This window comes from Nocardia terpenica, from assembly GCF_013186535.1.
Lineage (GTDB): Bacteria > Actinomycetota > Actinomycetes > Mycobacteriales > Mycobacteriaceae > Nocardia > Nocardia terpenica.
Window position 1 is genome coordinate 1937967 of record NZ_JABMCZ010000001.1, and the last position, 18837, is coordinate 1956803.

The following is an 18837-nucleotide window of genomic DNA, read 5'->3' on the forward strand; positions in this document are numbered from 1 at the left end:
TAGGCTCGAGCCGTGATGCGACGGACAAAAATTGTGTGCACCCTCGGTCCGGCCACCGCCTCCGAGGATCGGATCCGCGAACTTGTCGAAAGCGGCATGGACGTGGCCCGGTTGAACTTCAGTCACGGCGAACACGCCGATCACGCCGAGAATTACCGCAAGGTACGGCGGGCGGCGGACCAATTGAGCCGTGCGGTAGGCATTCTCGCCGACTTGCAGGGCCCCAAGATCCGGCTCGGCCGGTTCATCGAGGAAAAGACGATATGGGCGACGGGGGAGGAGGTGCGCATCACGGTCGACGACGTGGAGGGCACCCACGACCGCGTCTCCACCACCTACAAGCAACTCGCCCAGGACGCCAAGGCCGGCGACCGGCTGCTCGTCGACGACGGCAAGGTCGGCCTGACCGTGATCCGCGTCGACGGCAACGACGTGGTCTGCCGCGTCACCGAGGGCGGCCCGGTCTCCAACAACAAGGGCGTCTCGCTGCCCGGCATGGACGTGTCGGTTCCGGCGCTGTCGGACAAGGACATCGCCGACCTGGAATTCGCGCTGCAGCTGGGCGTGGACTTCATCGCGCTGTCGTTCGTGCGCTCGCCCTCGGACGTCGAGCTGGTCCACGATGTGATGGATCGGGTCGGCCGCCGCGTGCCGGTCATCGCCAAGCTGGAGAAGCCCGAGGCCATCGACAATCTCGAGGCGATCGTGCTGGCCTTCGACGCGGTCATGGTCGCCCGCGGTGACCTCGGCGTCGAGCTGCCGCTCGAGCAGGTGCCGCTGGTGCAGAAGCGGGCCATCCAAATGGCCAGGGAGAACGCCAAACCAGTCATCGTGGCCACCCAGATGCTGGAGTCCATGATCGGCAACTCCCGCCCCACCCGCGCCGAGGCGTCCGACGTCGCCAACGCGGTGCTCGACGGCGCCGACGCCGTCATGCTCTCGGGGGAGACCTCGGTGGGTCAGTACCCGATCGAGACGGTGCGCACCATGGCGCGCATCGTGCACGCGGTGGAGTCCGAATCCTCCACGCGGGTACCGCCGTTGACGCACGTGCCGCGCACCAAGCGCGGCGTCATCTCCTATGCGGCCCGCGACATCGGCGAGCGGCTCAATGCCAAGGCGCTGGTGGCGTTCACCCAGTCCGGCGACACCGTGCGCCGCCTGGCCCGGCTGCACACCCCGCTGCCGCTGCTGGCGTTCACCCCGCTGCCGGAGGTGCGCAGCCAGCTCGCGCTGACCTGGGGCGTGGAGACGTTCATCGTGCCGACGGTGCGGACCACCGACGAGATGATCGGTCAGGTCGACAAGGAACTGCTGTCGCTGAACCGGTACGCCAAGGGCGATCTCGTGGTGATCGTGGCGGGTTCCCCGCCGGGCACCATCGGTTCCACCAACCTCATTCACGTGCACCGCATCGGCGAGGAGGACCACTGAGTTGAGCGCGTCACTGGGCGAATCCGTCGGGGCGTCGCACGGCGAGCCCGCCGACACCGGTTCCGGCGCAAGCGATCTGGATGTGCTGCTCGGGTTGCTCGACCTGGAGCAGCTGGGCGAGGACCACTTCCTGGGCCATCACCCCGAGAAGGTGTGGAGTCGCACCTTCGGCGGGCAGCTGGTGGCGCAGGCGATCGTCGCCGCGGGTCGCACCGTCGGACCGGGACGCCCGGTGCACGCGCTCAACGCCCATTTCGTGCGCGGCGGTGATGTGAAGAAGCCGATCGAGTACCGGGTGCAGCGGCACCGGGACGGCCGCTCCTTCGCGAACCGGACCGTCACCGCGTATCAGGGCGATCAGGAGCTGTTCGTCATGCTGGCGGCCTTCCAGGACTGGGCCAAGGGCCTGGAACACGCCGCGCCCCTGCCGCAGGTGCCCGATCCGGACGGCCTGCCGCGGGTGGAGGAGTCCTTCGCCGGGCTCGAGGACCGGCTGCAGATGTTCGTGCAGGCCCCGCATCCGATCGACATGCGCTACACCAACGATCCGGCCTGGATCCTCAAGGGCACCGGCGGCACGCTGGACTACAACCGGGTCTGGATGCGCGCCGACGGCAAGCTACCCGACGACCCGCTGATTCACGTTGCGGCACTGGGTTATTCGTCCGACACCACGGTGCTGGACTCGATCATCACCACGCACGGGCTGTCGTGGGGTTTCGACCGCATCGTCGCGGCCACGGTGAACCATTCGATCTGGTTCCACCGCCCGTTCCGCTTCGACGAATGGGCCCTGTACGCCACCCGATCTCCCGTCGCCGCGGGCTCGCGCGGCCTGGCCACCGGCCACTTCTATTCCCGCGCCGGGGAATTGCTCGCGACGGTCGTCCAGGAGGGCGTCATCCGCCACTTCCCCTCCCGCGGCTGACCAGCACGACCCTCATGGTCCCGGCGTGCTTTTGGCCGGGACCTCGCTCTCAGATGAGCTCGCGGTTTTCTTCGAGATCGAAGCTCTCCCGATGCAAGGCGTGAATGGAATACGGCACCGCATCATCCTCGGCGATCTCGAGCACCAGGCTGCTCTCCAGGTCGGCCATGCCCTCCTCGGTGAGCTGCTCGACATCGCCCACCAGGCTGAGCGCGATCTCGTAGGTGCGGCGGTCGGCCGGGTCGGCGCCGGGATGGCCGAGCCGCCACCGGGTTTCGAGCATCCGATGGACGGCCTGATCGGATTCGACGGGTAGGGTGAAGCGCCAGGCGAACAAGTCCCGGTCGGCCACGTGATCGTCGACCACGTCGCGCACCGTCTCCACGACGCGTTCGAGGGTTTCGGCTGTCACATAAACATGGAGCGAAACATCCGAAATGCGTTTCGGCATGTCTGAGTCCTGTTCTTGTGTCGACCATCGTTTGGCGTCAAGTCTCCGCGGGGAGTGTAGTCCCTGAATGCCACCGGTGGGGAGGACACCACCGCACGTTTTGCCTGATCTTTGGTCAGGCGTGTCGGCCGATTCGGGGCGAGGCGGTGGATGTCGGTGTCTCGCTGCGGCCTCCGGGCAGCACCACCAGCCGGGGCCGCCCACGATCGTCGCTGCCCTGACCCTCGTGAATGTGCAGCGCCACCAGCAGCGGAACCAGCGCCTCGGCGATGCGATCGCCGACCTCGCAGTACTTCTCGGCCGACAGGCCGACCGGGTCGGCGATGTTCTCGCGCCCGACCAGGGTGAGATCGTTTCGTGCCCGGTCGATTTCGGCGATGGTGCGCGCCCCGCTGACCTTGGCGATGCGGTACGCCTCGAGCAGCGTGAAGATCTTCCCGGCGGCGTCCGGCACGAGTCCGGCGATGTCGTCGCGGATCTGCTCGGTCATGGCCAGCACCAGATCCGCCCGCTCCACCAACTCCGGCTTGAGCCGGCGCGCCTTGAAGTTCTCGGCGCAGCCGCCGAGCCCGGTGATCGTCTGGGCGGCAAGCGGTTCCACCCCGAACCCGACCAGCGCGCGGGTGCCCGCGCTTTCGGCGGTGAGATCGTCGAGACCGTGTTCGGCCGCTATGGCTCGGGTGAGGCGTTCGGCGATGACCGAACGGCACACATTCCCGGTGCAGACGAACAGGACGTGCATGGGACTTACGGTAAACCCAAAAAACCCCGACCAGAAGTACCGAATTGGTCGGCACGCATTGATTTGGTCAGATGTTCACCTTTGTGTACCGCGTCGTGGCCGGACGTTGGGCGACCGGTGGCCGTACGGGGTAGATCATTTTCGCGACGTTCGTCGTCATTCGGAATCGTCGGAGTAATAAGAACTTTCATCGAGCACGGGGGCGACCGTGGGCGCGTCGTCGTGCACGCGCCCGCGGGCGGAGAACAATCGCCCGCGCGCGGTGACGACGGGCGCGAATCGGGCCAGTCCCGTGGGCGTGCTCATATCGTCGTACAGGGCGTCGATGCCGCCGCGCAGGAAGTACGCCTCGTGCCAGAACCCCGTGCCCCCGAGTCCCGCAGAAACCGCTGCCACCACTGCCGATGCGGGTCGGAGCGGGTCCACCGCTCCAGGCTGTCGAGGTCGCGCCAGTATTGCCGAGCCCCCCAGTGCGGCGGAAACAACGCCCACACCACATCCTCGTGCAGCAACAGCCCGTCGGGCCGTTCCCGGTGCGACCGATACAGTTTCGGCCCCAGCCCGAGCAATCGGAGCATCCCTCGAACCCGCCGCACCCGCATACCGAGATAAACGACGACCAGATCCGGATACTCGGCCAGATCCACGGTCCGGCGGTCCACCCGCATAGCGCGCCTTTCGGAAGACGATCCCAGGGCTGTAGTTTCCCCCCTACACCCGCATCGCGAAAGTCCCGCCCGCCCGGTTCGCAATCCCGAAAATGGCGGCCCCCACCCCGGCTCCACAACCGACGACGAATGATGTTGCAATGCAATCATATTCGAGCCGGAAAAATCATCCCACGAAAACGGAACCACCGAGAATGTCCGCCGCGGCCACCGGCCCGGCGAGCGCACTCCGCGAGCGGCGCCCGCGGAGCGCGCGAACGGTGCCGAGTGTGGGACTCGAACCCACACGTCCGTGAGGACAACGGTTTTTGAGACCGTCGCGTCTGCCAGTTCCGCCAACTCGGCGCACCGGGAGGAAATGATAGCGGGTGGATGCCCCTGTGACCCAATCGGCGTGGCACGGGGTACTTTGCGCAGGGTAGATGGGTTGTGGAGCAGGTTGAAAGGTACTCTTTAGGTCACTCGGGTGCGCGCCGGTCCGTCGTTGGGTGGGCGGCGGGCCGCGGGCATCGAGGATCGGCATCGGAAATCACGAGGGGTCTGTCTATGGGAACGTCAGCAGGGGGCGCGAAGAAGGACACGGGGACCGCCGCGAAGCGGGTGGTGGTTGCCGAGGACGAGGCGCTCATTCGGATGGACCTGGTGGAGATGCTCTCGGAAGAGGGCTATCAGGTGGTGGGTGAGGCCGGCGACGGCCAGCAGGCGGTCGACCTGGCCGAGGAGTTGCGGCCGGATCTGGTGATCATGGACGTGAAGATGCCGCGCCGCGACGGGATCGACGCGGCGGCCGAGATCGCATCGAAACGTCTTGCGCCGGTGGTTATTCTGACCGCGTTCAGTCAGCGCGATCTGGTGGAGCGGGCCCGCGACGCGGGTGCCATGGCCTATCTGGTGAAGCCGTTCACCAAGTCGGATCTGGTGCCGGCGATCGAGCTGGCGGCCAGCCGCTTCCACGAGATCACCGCGCTCGAGGGCGAGGTCGCCAATTTGGCCGAGCGGTTGGAGACTCGCAAACTAGTCGAGCGCGCCAAGGGCGTGTTGATGCAAACGCAGGGCCTGTCCGAACCGCAGGCTTTCAAGTGGATTCAGCGCACCGCGATGGATCGCCGTACCACGATGAAGGCGGTGGCCGAGGTGGTACTGGAGAATCTCGCGCCCAAGTCCTAGAACCAAGGGTTACAGACATCTCGATCGTGTCGCTCCGCCGCGTGATTGCCGAAAATTTTCATCCCGGCAACACGGTGCGGTAAATACTGGGGATCGAAGTCACATGAATGACTCGAATGTGATGCAGATCTAACGTGGCACCGCTAAGTTCTGAGCCTGACCGACGTAGTCGGTCCCCTCGTGAACCGAGGGATCAGCAGGACATAGAGGTGAAACGTGCTTGGTTCAATGACGCGGACCATCACTCGCAGTCGTATGACGCGCGCAGCGCTGGTGATCGGGGCCGCGGCCGCGCTCGCTGTCGCCGGGTGCGCCAGCAAGTCGACAGACAACGGGTCCGGCGGCGCCAACGCCGGACCCCTTTCGATCAAACCGCTGGTGCAGATCGACAGCCAGGGCAAGGAAGTCCCCAAGACGGACACCTCCACCGCGGCCAACCCGGCCGGCGACGGCAAGGCCACGTGCGACCCGAACCTCGCACTGGCCTATGCCGGCGCGCTGACCGGCCCGAACGCGGCCCTCGGCATCAATATCGACGACGGCGCCAAGCTGGCCGTCGACGAGCACAACAAGGCCAATCCGGGCTGCCAGGTGACCCTGAAGCCGTTCGACACCGAGGGCGATCCGCAGAAGGCCACCCAGATCGTGCCGAAGCTCCTCGACGACCAGTCGGTCATCGGACTGGTCGGCCCGGCCTTTTCCGGGGAGACCAAGGCGACCGGTCAGCAACTCAGCGACGCGGGCATGCCGTCGCTGACCTCGTCGGCGACCAATGCCACGCTGACCAAGAACGGCTGGAAGACCTTCTTCCGCGGCCTGGCCAACGACGGCCTGCAGGGCCCGGCGGTGGCCAGGTACCTGGTCAACACGGCCGGTTACAAGAAGATCTGCGTCGTGCAGGACAACTCCGACTACGGCACCGGCCTGGCCCAGGCCGTCGCCCAGGGTCTGGGCCCGGCGGCCGACGCGTCCTGCGCCATCAGCATCAAGGCCGGTGACCGCGACTTCTCGGCCACGGTGTCGAAGCTCTCGTCGGCCAAGCCGGACGCCATCTTCTACGGCGGCTACTACTCCGAGGCCGCCCCGCTGGTGCAGCAGCTGCGCTCGGCCGGTGTGAAGGCGGCCTTCGTCTCCGGCGACGGCAGCAACGATCCCCAATTCCTCAAGCAGGCCGGCGATTCCGCCAAGGACGCGCTGCTGTCGTGCCCGTGCGGCCCGGCTCCGGACACCTTCGAGACCGCCTACAAGGCGCTCAACGGCCAGGAATCCGGTGTTTACTCGGTGGAAGCCTACGACCTCGCCACCGTCATGCTGAAGGGCATCGACGCCGGGAAGAAGACCCGCGCCGAGATGGTCGACTGGGTGCGCAACTACGACGGCCAGGGCCTGGCCCGGCATTACAAGTGGGACAGCACGGGTGAGCTGGCCAACGCGCTGATCTGGATGTACCAGGTCAAGTAGGCACCACCCGATTTTCCGGAAACGGCGTGTGCCGGTCGGGCGGCGCACGCCGTTTCCACGATGGCGAGAGTTACGAATGTCTGTTACCGCTTTTGCCGATCCCGCCCTCCTGGCCGGATCGATCGAATTCAATGTTTCGGGGGTGCTCGACCAGTTCTGGCGGCTCACTGTCGACGGGTTGAGCTACGGTGCGATCTACGCACTGGTCGCCGTCGGATACACCCTGGTCTACGGTGTATTGCGACTCATCAATTTCGCTCATTCGGAAGTTTTCATGCTGGGAATGTTCGGCCAGTATGTGGGTTTGGAGCTGCTCGGGTTCGCGCCCAGCGGCAACACCTATTCCGAGGGCGTGGTCATGACCATCGTCTATCTCCTGGTGGCCATGCTGGTGGGTATGGCGGTATCCGGTGCGGCCGCGGTCGGGCTGGAGCGGGTGGCCTACCGGCCGCTGCGCCGGCGCGGGGCCAAACCGCTGATCTTCCTCATCACCGCGATCGGCATGTCGTTCATCCTGCAGGAGATCGTGCACTTCGTGCTGCCGAAGTTCGTGAGCGGGCTGGGCGGGCCCAATCCGCAGCAGCCGATCAAACTGGTGACGCCGAGCGAACTGTTCAGCCTCTTCGGCGCCGCGGTGACGAATGTGGCGATCGTGATCGTGCTGGCGGCGATCGTGCTGGCCGCGATCACCGAAATCCTCATCAACCGAACGAAATTCGGCCGGGCCATCCGCGCGGTGGCGCAGGATCCCGACACCGCGACGCTGATGGGCGTCTCGCGGGAGCGGGTCATCATGCTCACCTTCCTCATCGGCGGCGTGCTCGCCGGTGCGGCGGCGCTGCTGTACACGCTGAAGGTGCCGCAGGGCATCATCTTCAACGGCGGATTCATCCTGGGCATCAAGGCATTCAGCGCCGCGGTGCTGGGCGGCATCGGCAACCTGCGCGGCGCGCTGCTGGGCGGCCTGGCGCTGGGGCTGGCGGAGAACTACGGCCAGATCCTGTTCGGGACGCAGTGGCGCGATGTCGTCGCCTTCGTGGTCCTGGTGGCCGTGCTGATGTTCCGTCCCACGGGCATCCTGGGGGAGAGCCTCGGGAGGGCGCGGGTATGACGGAGAAAGCTTCCGCGCGGCCGGGACGCGGTGTGGGCGATGCGATCCGGAACTGGTGGGCCGGGCTGAGCCGCCCCGCGCAGTGGGGGATCGGCGTGCCCGCGATCATCGTTCTCGCCCTCATCCCACTGTTCCCGCCGCCCGTGCTGAACACCCCGGGCACCAGCTTCGGCGGTGTGATGGCGCAGTTCGCGATGTACGCGCTGCTGGCCGTCGGGCTGAATGTCGTTGTCGGACAGTCGGGTCTGCTGGATCTGGGGTATGTCGGCTTCTATGCGGTCGGCGCGTACACCATCGGTGTGCTCACCAGTCCGAACAGTCCGTGGAATCAGGTCGGGGCGGGCGGGGCGTTCGACGCCAGGTGGGCGTGGCTGGCCTGCGTGCCGATCGCGATTCTGATCACCGCGGTCTCGGGCCTGATCCTGGGCAGCCCCACGCTGCGATTGCGCGGCGACTACCTGGCCATCGTGACCCTCGGCTTCGGCGAGATCGTGCGGCTGATGGCCGACAATCTCGGCGACATCACCAACGGCAGCCTCGGCCTGTCCGGCATCGCCTATCCGCGGCTGGGAGAGTCGGGCACGCACGCGGGCGGGTACTTCTCCGCCGGGAACTTCGGCGACTCGCACAGCCTGAATCCGTTGGACCGGGCCAACTCCGGGACCTGGTGGTTCTGGATCGGCATGGTGCTGGTGATCGGCGTGCTGCTGCTGGTCGGCAATCTGGAGCGCAGCCGGGCCGGGCGGGCGTGGGTGGCCATTCGCGAGGACGAGGACGTCGCCGAGATGATGGGCGTGCCCACGTTCAAGTTCAAGCTGTTGGCCTTCACCATCGGCGCGGCGATCGGCGGGCTGTCCGGCGCGCTGTACGCCGGGCAGGTGCAGTTCATCAATCCGACCGGATTCAACGTCATCAACTCGATGCTGTTCCTGGTCGCGGTGGTGCTCGGCGGGCAGGGCAACAAGCTCGGCGTGATCGTCGGCGCGTTCCTCATCGTGTACCTGCCGAACCGGTTCATGTCGGTGAATGTCGCCGGACAGTCGTTGGGCGACTTCAAATATCTGTTCTTCGGTATCACGCTGGTGGTGGTGATGATCTTCCGTCCGCAGGGCCTGTTCCCGGTGCGGCAGAAGCTGCTCGCCTACGGGCGGCAGGTGTACAAGGTGGTGCGGCGGCCGATTCCGGCACCGGTGCCCGCCGAGGCGACGGGAGTGAGCCGATGACCGGGCCGGGCGCCGGTGGGGCGCTGTTCGACAACGAGGATATGGCGGCCGGGTACGCCGAGGCACCGGACGCGGCGACGGCGGGCACGCTGGATGTCGCGGAGGTGCTGCCCGAACTGTGTGACGCCGAGTCGGTCGCGGAGGCGGTGGCGCCCACCCGCGACATCGAAACCGCCGTCGGCGCACCGCTGTTGCGCACCGAGGGGCTCACGGTGAAGTTCGGCGGCCTGACCGCGCTCGACGATGTCGGCTTCGAGATCCGCCGCGGCGAGATCCTCGGGCTCATCGGCCCCAACGGCGCGGGCAAGACCACCTGCTTCAACGCGATCACCGGGGTGTTCCAACCCGCCTCGGGCGCAGTGTATTTCGACGGCCGGCCGCTGAAGAAGTCCAAGCGCAACGAGATCACCCGGCTCGGCATCGCCCGGACCTTCCAGAACATCCGGTTGTTCGGGGAGATGACGGCGCTGGAGAACGTGGTGGTCGGCACCGATGCCCGGCATCGAACCTCGGTGCCGGGCGCGATCTTCCGCACCCCGCGGCATCGTCGCGAGGAGCACGACGCCATCGAGCGCGGCATGGCGCTGCTGGAGTTCGTGGGCATCGCCGCGCGGGCGGTGGAGAAGGCGCGCAACCTCTCCTACGGCGACCAGCGCCGGTTGGAGATCGCCCGCGCGCTGGCCACCGAGCCGAAGCTGCTGTGCCTGGACGAGCCCGCCGCGGGCTTCAACCCCAGCGAGAAGTCGGCGCTGATGGATCTGATCCGCAAGATCCGCGACGACGGCTTCACGGTGCTGCTCATCGAGCACGACATGCGGTTGGTCATGGGCGTGACCGACCGGATCGTGGTGCTGGAGTTCGGCCGCAAGATCGCCGACGGGCTGCCGGAACAGATCCGCGACGACCCGGCCGTCATCGCCGCCTACCTCGGCGTCGCCGACGACGATGTCGAAACGATCTCCGCCGCAACGGAAGTCGTCGAGCCGATCGTCGCGGCGACATCGGGCGAAAGCGTCGGTCCGGCGTCGGGCGAAAGCGTCGGTCCGGCGTCGGGCGAAATCGTCGGTTCCGCGAGCGAAGCGAGCGGACCCGGTGAGCAACCGTTGCTCCTCGTCGAGGACATGGTCGTCAACTACGGCAGAATCCAGGCGCTGCACGGTATTTCGCTGGAGGTGGCGCAGGGCGAGCTGATCACCCTGCTCGGCGCCAACGGTGCGGGCAAGACCACCACCATGCGCGCGCTGTCGGGCCTGCTGCCGCTCACCCGCGGCCGAATCACGTTCGAGGGCAAGGACATCACCCGGATGCGGGCGCACGAGCGGGTCGTCGCCGGGCTCATCCAGGCGCCCGAGGGCCGGGGCGTGTTCCCCGGCATGACGGTGCAGGAGAACCTGGACATGGGCTGCCATGCCCGCCCGTTCAAGCAGCGGTCGGAGTACGACAAGACCCTCGAGTGGGTGTTCGAGCTGTTCCCGCGGCTGTCCGAACGTCGCAAACAGGTGGGCGGCACGCTCTCCGGCGGCGAGCAGCAGATGCTGGCCATCGGCCGATCGCTGATGGCCCGGCCGAAGCTGCTGCTGCTCGACGAGCCGTCCATGGGCCTGGCCCCCATGGTGATCCAGCAGATCTTCCGCATCATCGGCGAGATCAACGCCCAGGGCACCACGGTCCTGCTGGTCGAACAGAACGCCCAGCAGGCCCTCACCCGCAGCGACCGCGCCTACATCCTGGAAACCGGCGAGGTGACCAAGACCGGCCCCGGCCACGCCCTACTCACCGACCCGGCCGTGAAGTCCGCTTACCTCGGCGTGGCTTGACGGGTCCCGGCATATCCCATCGTCGTCATCCCGGCATGCTTTTGGCCGGGATGAACGTGTGACCAAGAAAATGTGAATGCCGGGCCCTAGCGGTTGCGAGGGTTACCTTACCTTGTGAGACTCTTCCGAATGGAAGCGTTGCTAGATGAGGAGGCCGGGCTCGATCCCCTCGGATCGAGTCCGGCCGAACCGGCCCTGCCCCCCGCGCGACCCGTGGATCGTCTCGCCCTGGCGGTGCTGCTGGTCGGCACCGCCGTCGCCTATCTGTGGCGGATCGGGCGCAACGACATGGCCGACAACTTCTATGCGGCGGCCGTCTGGTCCGGGACCCGGGACTGGAAGGCGCTGCTGTTCGGCTCGGTGGATCCGGGCAACTTCATCACCGTCGACAAGCCGCCGCTGTCGCTGTGGGTGATGGGGTTGTCGGCGCGGATCTTCGGCTTCGGCAGTGCGAGCATGCTGGTGCCGCAGGCGTTGATGGCGGTCGCCGCGGTGGCGCTGCTGTATGCCGCGGTGACCCGCGCGGTGCGCAGCCGGGCCGCCGGGCTGCTGGCCGGTGTGGTGCTGGCGGTGACGCCGGTGGTGGCGCTGATGTTCCGGTACAACCACCCGGACGCCGCCATGGTGCTGCTGATGACCGCGGCCGCCTACGCCACGATCCGCGCGCTGCCCGCCGCGAACGCGCGCTGGCTCGCCCTGACCGGCGTCGCACTGGGTTTCGCCTTCCTGGCGAAGATGCTCGAGGGCCTGCTGGTGCTGCCCGCGTTCGCCCTGGCCTACCTGATCGCCGCGCCCGCCACGCTGCGCACCCGGCTCACGCACCTGGTCGCCGCCGCGGCCGCGCTGATCGTCTCCTCGGGCTGGTATGTGCTGCTGACCGTGCTGTGGCCGGAGTCGTCGCGGCCGTATCAGGCCGGGTCCACCGACAACTCGTTCATGGATCTGGTGCTGGGCTTCAACGGATTCGGGCGATTCCTGCACGGCGCCCACACGAGCAATCAGATCGCGCTGCCGCCCGGCTACCAGGTGCCGCCGTCGCTGCTGCAGAGCTTCAACGACTTCGGCGACGCCGGTCCGGCCCGGCTGTTCACGGGGGAGAGCGGAATTCAGATCTCCTGGTTCCTGCCCGCCGCGCTGCTGGCCTTCGCGCTGGTGCTGGCCTCCCGGTGGCGTGCCCCGCGCACCGACGAGATCCGTGCCGCCGCACTGGTTTTCGGGCTCTGGCTGGTTCTGGTCGGGGCCGCGTTCAGCGTGATGAACTCGATCGAGCACGCGTACTACACGCTGGTGCTCGCCCCCGCGGTGGCCGGGTCGCTGGCGGTGGGCGCGCACGAGCTGTGGCGGCGGCGCGCGGAGGCGTTCGGTCGGCTGGGCGGGGCGGCCCTGGTCGCGACCACCGGGGTGTGGTCGTTCGTGCTGCTGAACCGCCGCACGGACTGGCATCCGGAGCTGCGCTGGGTCGTCGCGGGCGTCGCCGTGCTCGCGGCCGTCGGCCTGGTGCTGTCCGCCCTGCCCGTGCCGAGCGGCTGGCGGGCCGCCCGGGGCGCGATCGGCTCGGTGCTGCTGGTCGTGGGCCTGATCGCCGGGCTGGGCGGCGCGACCGGCTATGCCGCGGCCACCATCGGCGAGCCGCATTCGGGTCGCAGCCCGGGCGTCGGCCCGGCCGCGCCGCCGGAGACCGGATTCCAGGCGCTGATCCGCGGCCAGATGCGCGCGTTCGCCGACGGCGGGCCGTTCACCGATCCCCGCATCGTCGACCTGCTGGTGCACAGCCGCGGCACCTGGTCGGCCGCGGTGGAGCGGTCCTCGGTCGCGGCCGCGCTGGAATTGGCCACGCGCACACCGGTCATCGCGATCGGCGGTTTCGCCACGGTCGATCCGGTGCCCTCGCTGGACCGTTTCCAAGAAATGGTCGGCTCCGGTCAGGTCTCCTACTACCTGGCGCAGGAGTTGCGGTTGCCGCCGGGCTGGCGGGTGGGCGGCCCGGAGGCGGGCCCGCCGCGCACCGAGCCGTGGACCGCGGCCGGTCACCGCGACATCGCCGACTGGGTGACCACGCATTTCACCGCCACCCACGTGGGCAACGTGGCCGTGTACGACCTGACCCGGCCGAAGAACTAGCGACGGGTTCGGTGGTGGCGTCCGCCGTTGTCGGTGCCGGTCCCTAGACTCTGTGCCGTGAACCCAGCCACCACCGAACCGCGTCAGAGCAGTGCGCCCGCAGCGACCTCGGGTACCGTCGGCGACCGGCCCACCCTGTTGCTGATGGACGGGCACTCCCTGGCCTACCGCGCGTTCTACGCGCTGCCCGCGGAGAACTTCAAGACCGTCACCGGGCAGACCACCAACGCGGTATACGGGTTCACCGCGATGCTGATCAACCTGCTGCGCGACGAGAAGCCCACGCACGTGGCCGCGGCCTTCGACGTCAGCCGCAAGACCTTCCGCACCGAGGCGTATCCGGAGTACAAGGCCAACCGCGCCACCACCCCGGACGACTTCCGCGGCCAGGTCGAGATCACCCAGGAGGTGCTGGGCGCGCTCGGCATCCCGGTCATGGCCATCGAGGGCTACGAGGCCGACGACATCATCGCCACGCTCGCGACCCAGGCCGTGCCCCAGGGCTTCCGGGTGCTGATCGTCACCGGCGACCGGGACTCGCTGCAACTGGTCAACGACGACGTGACGGTGCTGTACCCGAAGAAGGGCGTCTCCGAGCTCACCCGGTTCACCCCCGCGGCGGTGCAGGAGAAGTACGGCCTCACCCCCGCCCAGTACCCGGACTTCGCGGCCCTGCGCGGCGACCCGAGCGACAATCTGCCCGGCATCCCCGGCGTCGGCGAGAAGACCGCCGCCAAATGGGTGCGCGAATACGGCGACCTGGCCACCCTCGTCGACCGGGTCGACCAGGTGAAGGGCAAGGTCGGAGACGCGTTGCGCGCCAACCTGTCCGGCGTGGTGCTCAATCGCCAGCTCACCGACCTGGTCCGCGACGTGCCGCTGCCCTACACGCCCGACCAGCTGGCCCAGCAGTCGTGGGACCGCGACAAGATCCACCGCCTGTTCGACGACCTGGAATTCCGGGTCCTGCGCGACCGCCTGTTCGAGACGCTGGCCCCGCCGGAGCCGGAGGCCGAGGCCGGTTTCGAGATCAGCGGCGGCGCGGTCGATCCCGGCGCGGCCGCCGACTGGCTCGCCGAGCACGCGAAAGCGGGCCTGCGCCACGGCGTCTCGATCGTCGGCACCGGCACCCCGGTGCACGGCGACGTCAAGGCCATCGCGATCGCCGCCGCCGACGGCGAGGGCGGCTACTTCGACGTCGTCGGCCTCACCCCCGAGGACGAGAAGGCCCTGGGCGGCTGGCTCGCCGACCCGGCCACGCCGAAGGCGGTGCACGAGGCCAAGGCCGCCCGGCACGCGCTGCGCGCCCGCGGCTGGGAGCTGCGCGGCCTCACCAGCGACACCGCGCTCGCCGCCTACCTGGTCCGCCCCGGCCAGCGCACCTTCAACCTCGACGACCTGTCGCTGCGCTACCTGTCGCGCGAATTGCGGGTGGAGGCCGCCGAGGACACCCAGCTGTCGCTGCTCGACGCCGAGGACCACGTCGACGCCGAACTGGCCCAGGCCGAGATCCTGCGCGCCCGCGCCGTGGCCGACCTGGCCGAGGCGTTCGACGAGGAGCTGCGCGGCATCGAGTCCACCACGCTGCTCACCGACATGGAGCTCCCGCTGCTGGCCGTGCTGGCCGAGCTCGAGGAGGCCGGTATCGCGGTCGACGTGGCCGAACTCGAGCAGCTACAGTCCGAATTCGCCGACCGGGTCACCGCCGCCGCCAACGCCGCCTACGAGGTCATCGGCAAGCAGATCAACCTCGGCTCGCCCAAGCAGCTGCAGGTGGTGCTGTTCGACGAGCTCGACATGCCGAAGACCAAGCGCACCAAGACCGGCTACACCACCGACGCCGACGCGCTCGAGTCGCTGTTCGAGAAGACCCAGCACCCGTTCCTGGAACATCTTCTCGCGCACCGGGATGCGACCCGGCTCAAGGTCACCGTGGACGGCCTGCTGAAGGCGGTGGCCGACGACGGCCGCATCCACACCACCTTCAACCAGACCATCGCCGCCACCGGCCGGTTGTCGTCCACCGAGCCGAACCTGCAGAACATCCCGATCCGCACCGACATGGGCCGCCGCATTCGCGACACCTTCGTCGTCGGCCCCGGTTTCGAGTCGCTGATGACCGCCGACTACAGCCAGATCGAGATGCGCATCATGGCCCACCTGTCCAAGGACGCGGGCCTGATCGAGGCGTTCAACTCCGGCGAGGACCTGCACAGCTTCGTGGCGTCCAAGGCGTTCGACATCCCGATCGCCCAGGTCACCCCCGAAATGCGCCGCCGCATCAAGGCCATGTCCTACGGCCTGGCCTACGGGCTGTCCGCCTACGGCCTGTCCCAGCAGCTGAAGATCAGCGCCGAGGAGGCGAAAGCCCAGATGGAGGTGTACTTCTCGCGATTCGGCGCCATCCGCGACTACCTGAACGAGGCGGTCGTGCAGGCCCGCAAGGTCGGCTACACCGAGACCCTGTTCGGCCGCCGCCGCTACCTGCCCGACCTGGACTCCAGCAACCGCCAGCGCCGCGAGGCCGCCGAGCGCATGGCGCTCAACGCCCCCATCCAGGGCACGGCCGCCGACATCATCAAGGTCGCGATGATCAACGTGCAGCGCGCCGTGCACGAGTCCGGCCTGAAATCCCGCATGCTGCTGCAGATTCACGACGAACTCGTCTTCGAGGTCGTCCCCGGCGAGCGCGAGCCGCTGGAAGCCCTTGCCCGCGAGCACATGTCGAAGGCCATCGACCTGTCGGTCCCGCTCGAGGTCTCCGTCGGCGTCGGCCGCAGCTGGGACGCGGCTGCCCACTGAACCGGGTGCTTTACGGCCGAGCGGAGCAGGTGAGAGCATTCCGGCGATGAGCGCGCTGGATTGGGATCACAACGCCTTCTACCATGGGGCACTGCTGCGCAGGCTGCCCCCGCACTGTCGGAAGGTCGCCGATATCGGCTGCGGCGCGGGCACATTGGCCGCCAAGCTGGCCGAGCGGGCCGATCGCGTCGATGCGATCGACCGCTCGCCGGAAATCCTCGAGGTGGCTCGGACCGTGGTGCCCGCCAACGTGTCCTGTGTGCTGTCGGATGTCCTGGAACAGCCGCTGCCCGAGAACGAATACGACGCCATCGTCTCGATGACCACGCTGCATCATCTGCCGCTCGACCGCGCGTTGCCGATGCTGGCCGCCGCCCTACGGCCGGGTGGCGTGCTCGTCGCGGCGGCCCTGCCGCGCACCGAGCTGCCGCGCGAGCTTTCCGTCGAACTGCTCGCCGCGCTCGGCCACCGCGCATTCGGCCTGGCCTTCGCCCTGCGTCGCGCCCTGGGCCGCAACGGTTTCGGTTACGAACCCACACACGGCGTCATGCCGAAATTCATGGACCCCGCCGACACCACCCGTGCGGTGCGCCGCCGGGCGGCCGCCCTGCTGCCCGGCGCGCAGGTGCGCCGCCTGGTGTTCTGGCGCTACCTGCTGGTGTGGCGCAAACCGGCCTAGCCCGCGGAAACCGCTGCCGCCCGGCCCGTTTCCAGCGCCACCCGGACCGCCCCGATCCACACCAGCGCCGCCCCGCACATGTGCGCCACCACCACGGCCGCAGGTAATCCGATGACCGCCTGCACGATTCCGATCACGCCCTGGGCGGCCAGCGCGACCAACAGCCACGCGCTGCGCGTCCGCAACCCGCCGCCGGGCCGGGCGGACCGCCACAGCATCGCGGTCACACCCACCACCGCGACGGCGACCAGCGAATGCACCCAGGTCACCGCCAGCCAGTCGAACGGCATGCGCCGCACCCCCGAGGAATCACCGGCGTGCGGACCCGTCCCGGTGACGGCCGTGCCCACGATCAGCAACACGGCGGACCCGGCGAGCAGCACCCTGCCGGAGAACGAGATCCGGCCCATCGCGGGCTCCGGGGCCGTGCCGTCCAGCCGCGACACCAGATCCCACGCGACGGTCGCCGCGGTGAGCAACAGCATGGCCGCGAGGAAGTGCGCCGCAACGACATACGGGCTCAACCGCGCCAGCACCGTCAGCCCGCCCACCACGGCATTGAGCACCACCACCCAGAACTGCGCCCACGCCCACCGCGTGATCCGCGGCCGCGGCACCCGCTGCAGCCGCGCCACGATGATCAGCGCCCCGACCACCACGCACAGCACATCGGTCAGCATCCGATTGGTGAACTCGATGACCCCGTGCACCCCCAGCTCCGGCGTGGGCGCCAGCGACCCCGCCTCACACGTCGGCCAGTCCGGGCAGCCCAGCCCCGACCCGGTCACCCGGACCACCCCGCCCCCGACGACGATCAGCACGCTCGTCACCAGCACCGCCCCCGCGGCCCACCGCAGCCACCGCTGCCCGAACCCGATCCGCCCCTCCAGCATCGTGAACGGGGTCCGTATCCCGCGCCGCCCCACCGACATTCCTACAGCCACACCCCGAACCTAAACCCCCGCACCGCAACTCGAGCACCGGGGACCGACTCGGCGGGCTACTCCGCCTGCAGCGCCAGATACAGCTCGCACGCCTCGGCGGCGGCGCGGCAGACGGTGGCGCACGCGGTCTCGCCCAGGCGGTCGCAGCGCTCGGCGGTGTCGACGCAGGCGCGGGCGGTCAGCCCGGACAGGTGCACGGCCCATTCGGAGTGCCGGTCGAGCAGGTCGCCGGTGAGGCGGCACAGGGCGGCGCAGTCGGTGAGGGTCGCGATGTGGTGGGCGGTGGCGTGCTCGCCCCCGCGGTCGAGGGATTCCTGGATCTGATGCTCGCACCGGCGATAGCAGCCGAGCATGTGATTGATAGCGCTCTGCACGATCGGGTCGGTCATCCGGGCCTCCTCGGCGAGCTCGTCCAGGGCCTCAAATGGTGTTTTCTGAGAGTTTGCCCATTATGTTATGAACATTTTTCATCAGGCAAAACACTTCTTTCCAGCGAGTTGCTACAGCTGTTATCGCTCGTTGGTTCGCCGTTCACGAATCATTGTGACGAAGTTACTCGTCGGTTCCGGCCAAATATGGTTGCCATCGCCTCGGTGAGTCCATATCCTCGATCCCGTGCCGAACCCCGCCGCCAGCCGCAGCGCCGCGCCGAACGTCGCCGACCGCGACCGCGCAGCGCTACTTCCGCACACCGCGATGGTGGCTGCCGGGCGAATTCTCGTAGTTCTCCGCCGTAGCGGGGTCTGATTCGGACCGGCCCCTCGCTGCGGCCGTACAAGATTTTCGCTGGTCCCCTCTGTCACCAGATTCGACACGAAGTCGGGAAGACCCAGGCCAATGACTCTCACCATCGACACACATGCCTTCATCGCCGCGGCGCCCAAGGGCCTGCGCACCGAGTGCGGGGAGCTGACCCCCGCCGAGTTCTTCGACCGCTACTGCGACGTCACCGGTTCGGTCACGCTCAGCGACTGGGCGTGCGCGGGCCGCGCTCCGAACGCCGTGTTCACCGCGACGCTGGAGTTCGGCGACCGGCCGCGCACCGTGGTGGCGGCCGGCAGCCCGGTGGCCGCGCTCACCTCGGCCCTCTACGAGGAGGGCTACCCGGTCGAGATTCTGCAATTCCACCAGCGCCGCACCGAGGCGGGCACCGCCACCTTCGTGCAGTGCGAGTCGCACGGGCGGCGGGGCTGGGGCGCCGCCGTGGCCGACGACAGCGCGGAATCGAGCGTGCGCGCCATGATCGCCGGTATCAACCAGCTCGACCGCTAGCCGCGGACACAACGGCG

Annotated in this window: 17 protein-coding genes, 1 tRNA gene and 1 pseudogene; 12 read left to right on the plus strand and 7 right to left on the minus strand. The window is 68.3% G+C overall.

Going from position 1 to position 18837, the window contains the following annotated elements; translation table 11 throughout:
- The first annotated feature begins 12 nt into the window (after window positions 1-12).
- Entirely contained in the window at window positions 13-1434 is a 1422-nt protein-coding gene (gene pyk / locus HPY32_RS08960) for a pyruvate kinase (protein WP_082871597.1), read from the plus strand.
- Between the two features lie 13 nt (window positions 1435-1447).
- Window positions 1448-2362: an acyl-CoA thioesterase gene (locus HPY32_RS08965; protein ID WP_067596077.1), complete on the plus strand. Its 915-nt coding sequence runs from the start codon at window positions 1448-1450 to the stop codon at window positions 2360-2362.
- A gap of 49 nt (window positions 2363-2411) precedes the next feature.
- On the opposite strand, the gene HPY32_RS08970 is transcribed toward HPY32_RS08965, so the two are convergent.
- The 5 genes from HPY32_RS08970 to HPY32_RS08985 form a co-directional block, all read right to left on the minus strand.
- Window positions 2412-2774: a hypothetical protein gene (locus HPY32_RS08970; RefSeq protein WP_231951764.1), complete on the minus strand. Its 363-nt coding sequence runs from the start codon at window positions 2772-2774 to the stop codon at window positions 2412-2414.
- Window positions 2775-2928: 154 nt separating this feature from the next.
- The gene (locus HPY32_RS08975) at window positions 2929-3555 is read right to left on the minus strand and encodes an arsenate reductase/protein-tyrosine-phosphatase family protein (RefSeq protein ID WP_067591406.1); all 627 of its coding nucleotides are present in this window, start codon (window positions 3553-3555) and stop codon (window positions 2929-2931) included.
- Between the two features lie 156 nt (window positions 3556-3711).
- Complete coding sequence (locus HPY32_RS46100) at window positions 3712-3951, minus strand: hypothetical protein (RefSeq protein ID WP_309247518.1); 240 nt, start codon at window positions 3949-3951, stop codon at window positions 3712-3714.
- Window positions 3858-4373 (minus strand): monooxygenase family protein, encoded by a 516-nt coding sequence (locus HPY32_RS46105; RefSeq protein WP_309247510.1) that lies wholly within the window; start codon window positions 4371-4373, stop codon window positions 3858-3860. Before HPY32_RS46105 ends, HPY32_RS46100 begins: the two co-directional genes overlap by 94 nt.
- Window positions 4374-4484: 111 nt before the next feature.
- Window positions 4485-4568, minus strand: a tRNA-Leu gene (locus tag HPY32_RS08985).
- Between the two features lie 201 nt (window positions 4569-4769).
- On the opposite strand from HPY32_RS08985, the gene HPY32_RS08990 reads away from it, so the two are divergent.
- From HPY32_RS08990 to HPY32_RS09025, 9 genes and pseudogenes are all read left to right on the plus strand, one after another.
- Window positions 4770-5390: an ANTAR domain-containing response regulator gene (locus HPY32_RS08990; RefSeq protein ID WP_067591402.1), complete on the plus strand. Its 621-nt coding sequence runs from the start codon at window positions 4770-4772 to the stop codon at window positions 5388-5390.
- Window positions 5391-5645: 255 nt separating this feature from the next.
- Window positions 5646-6851 carry a branched-chain amino acid ABC transporter substrate-binding protein gene (locus HPY32_RS08995; RefSeq protein ID WP_171982763.1) on the plus strand — a complete coding sequence of 402 codons (1206 nt, stop codon included), beginning with the start codon at window positions 5646-5648 and terminating at the stop codon, window positions 6849-6851.
- A gap of 76 nt (window positions 6852-6927) precedes the next feature.
- Entirely contained in the window at window positions 6928-7962 is a 1035-nt protein-coding gene (locus HPY32_RS09000; protein ID WP_067591396.1) for a branched-chain amino acid ABC transporter permease, read from the plus strand.
- Window positions 7959-9185, plus strand: coding sequence for a branched-chain amino acid ABC transporter permease (locus tag HPY32_RS09005; protein WP_067591393.1), 1227 nt, complete (start codon window positions 7959-7961; stop codon window positions 9183-9185). Before HPY32_RS09000 ends, HPY32_RS09005 begins: the two co-directional genes overlap by 4 nt.
- A gap of 41 nt (window positions 9186-9226) precedes the next feature.
- Window positions 9227-10132 (plus strand): annotated as a pseudogene (locus HPY32_RS44485) (ABC transporter ATP-binding protein); the annotation flags it as partial.
- 174 nt (window positions 10133-10306) lie between these two features.
- Window positions 10307-11002: an ABC transporter ATP-binding protein gene (locus HPY32_RS44490; protein WP_228787948.1), complete on the plus strand. Its 696-nt coding sequence runs from the start codon at window positions 10307-10309 to the stop codon at window positions 11000-11002.
- Window positions 11003-11131: 129 nt separating this feature from the next.
- Entirely contained in the window at window positions 11132-13123 is a 1992-nt protein-coding gene (locus HPY32_RS09015) for an ArnT family glycosyltransferase (protein WP_067591390.1), read from the plus strand.
- A 57-nt stretch (window positions 13124-13180) separates the two neighbouring features.
- Window positions 13181-15925 (plus strand): DNA polymerase I, encoded by a 2745-nt coding sequence (gene polA, locus HPY32_RS09020; RefSeq protein ID WP_067591387.1) that lies wholly within the window; start codon window positions 13181-13183, stop codon window positions 15923-15925.
- A gap of 46 nt (window positions 15926-15971) precedes the next feature.
- Window positions 15972-16604 (plus strand): class I SAM-dependent methyltransferase, encoded by a 633-nt coding sequence (locus tag HPY32_RS09025; protein WP_067591384.1) that lies wholly within the window; start codon window positions 15972-15974, stop codon window positions 16602-16604.
- On the opposite strand, the gene HPY32_RS09030 is transcribed toward HPY32_RS09025, so the two are convergent.
- Window positions 16601-17548, minus strand: coding sequence for a COX15/CtaA family protein (locus HPY32_RS09030; protein WP_197696568.1), 948 nt, complete (start codon window positions 17546-17548; stop codon window positions 16601-16603). The two genes, HPY32_RS09025 and HPY32_RS09030, sit on opposite strands and share 4 nt — an antisense overlap.
- 56 nt (window positions 17549-17604) lie before the next feature.
- The gene (locus HPY32_RS09035) at window positions 17605-17937 is read right to left on the minus strand and encodes a four-helix bundle copper-binding protein (RefSeq protein WP_067591381.1); all 333 of its coding nucleotides are present in this window, start codon (window positions 17935-17937) and stop codon (window positions 17605-17607) included.
- Window positions 17938-18385: 448 nt separating this feature from the next.
- Here HPY32_RS09035 and HPY32_RS09040 point away from each other — a divergent pair, with 448 nt between their 5' ends.
- Window positions 18386-18820, plus strand: a complete 435-nt coding sequence (locus HPY32_RS09040) for an alpha-isopropylmalate synthase regulatory domain-containing protein (protein WP_067591379.1) — start codon at window positions 18386-18388, stop codon at window positions 18818-18820.
- Window positions 18821-18837: the final 17 nt, after the last annotated feature.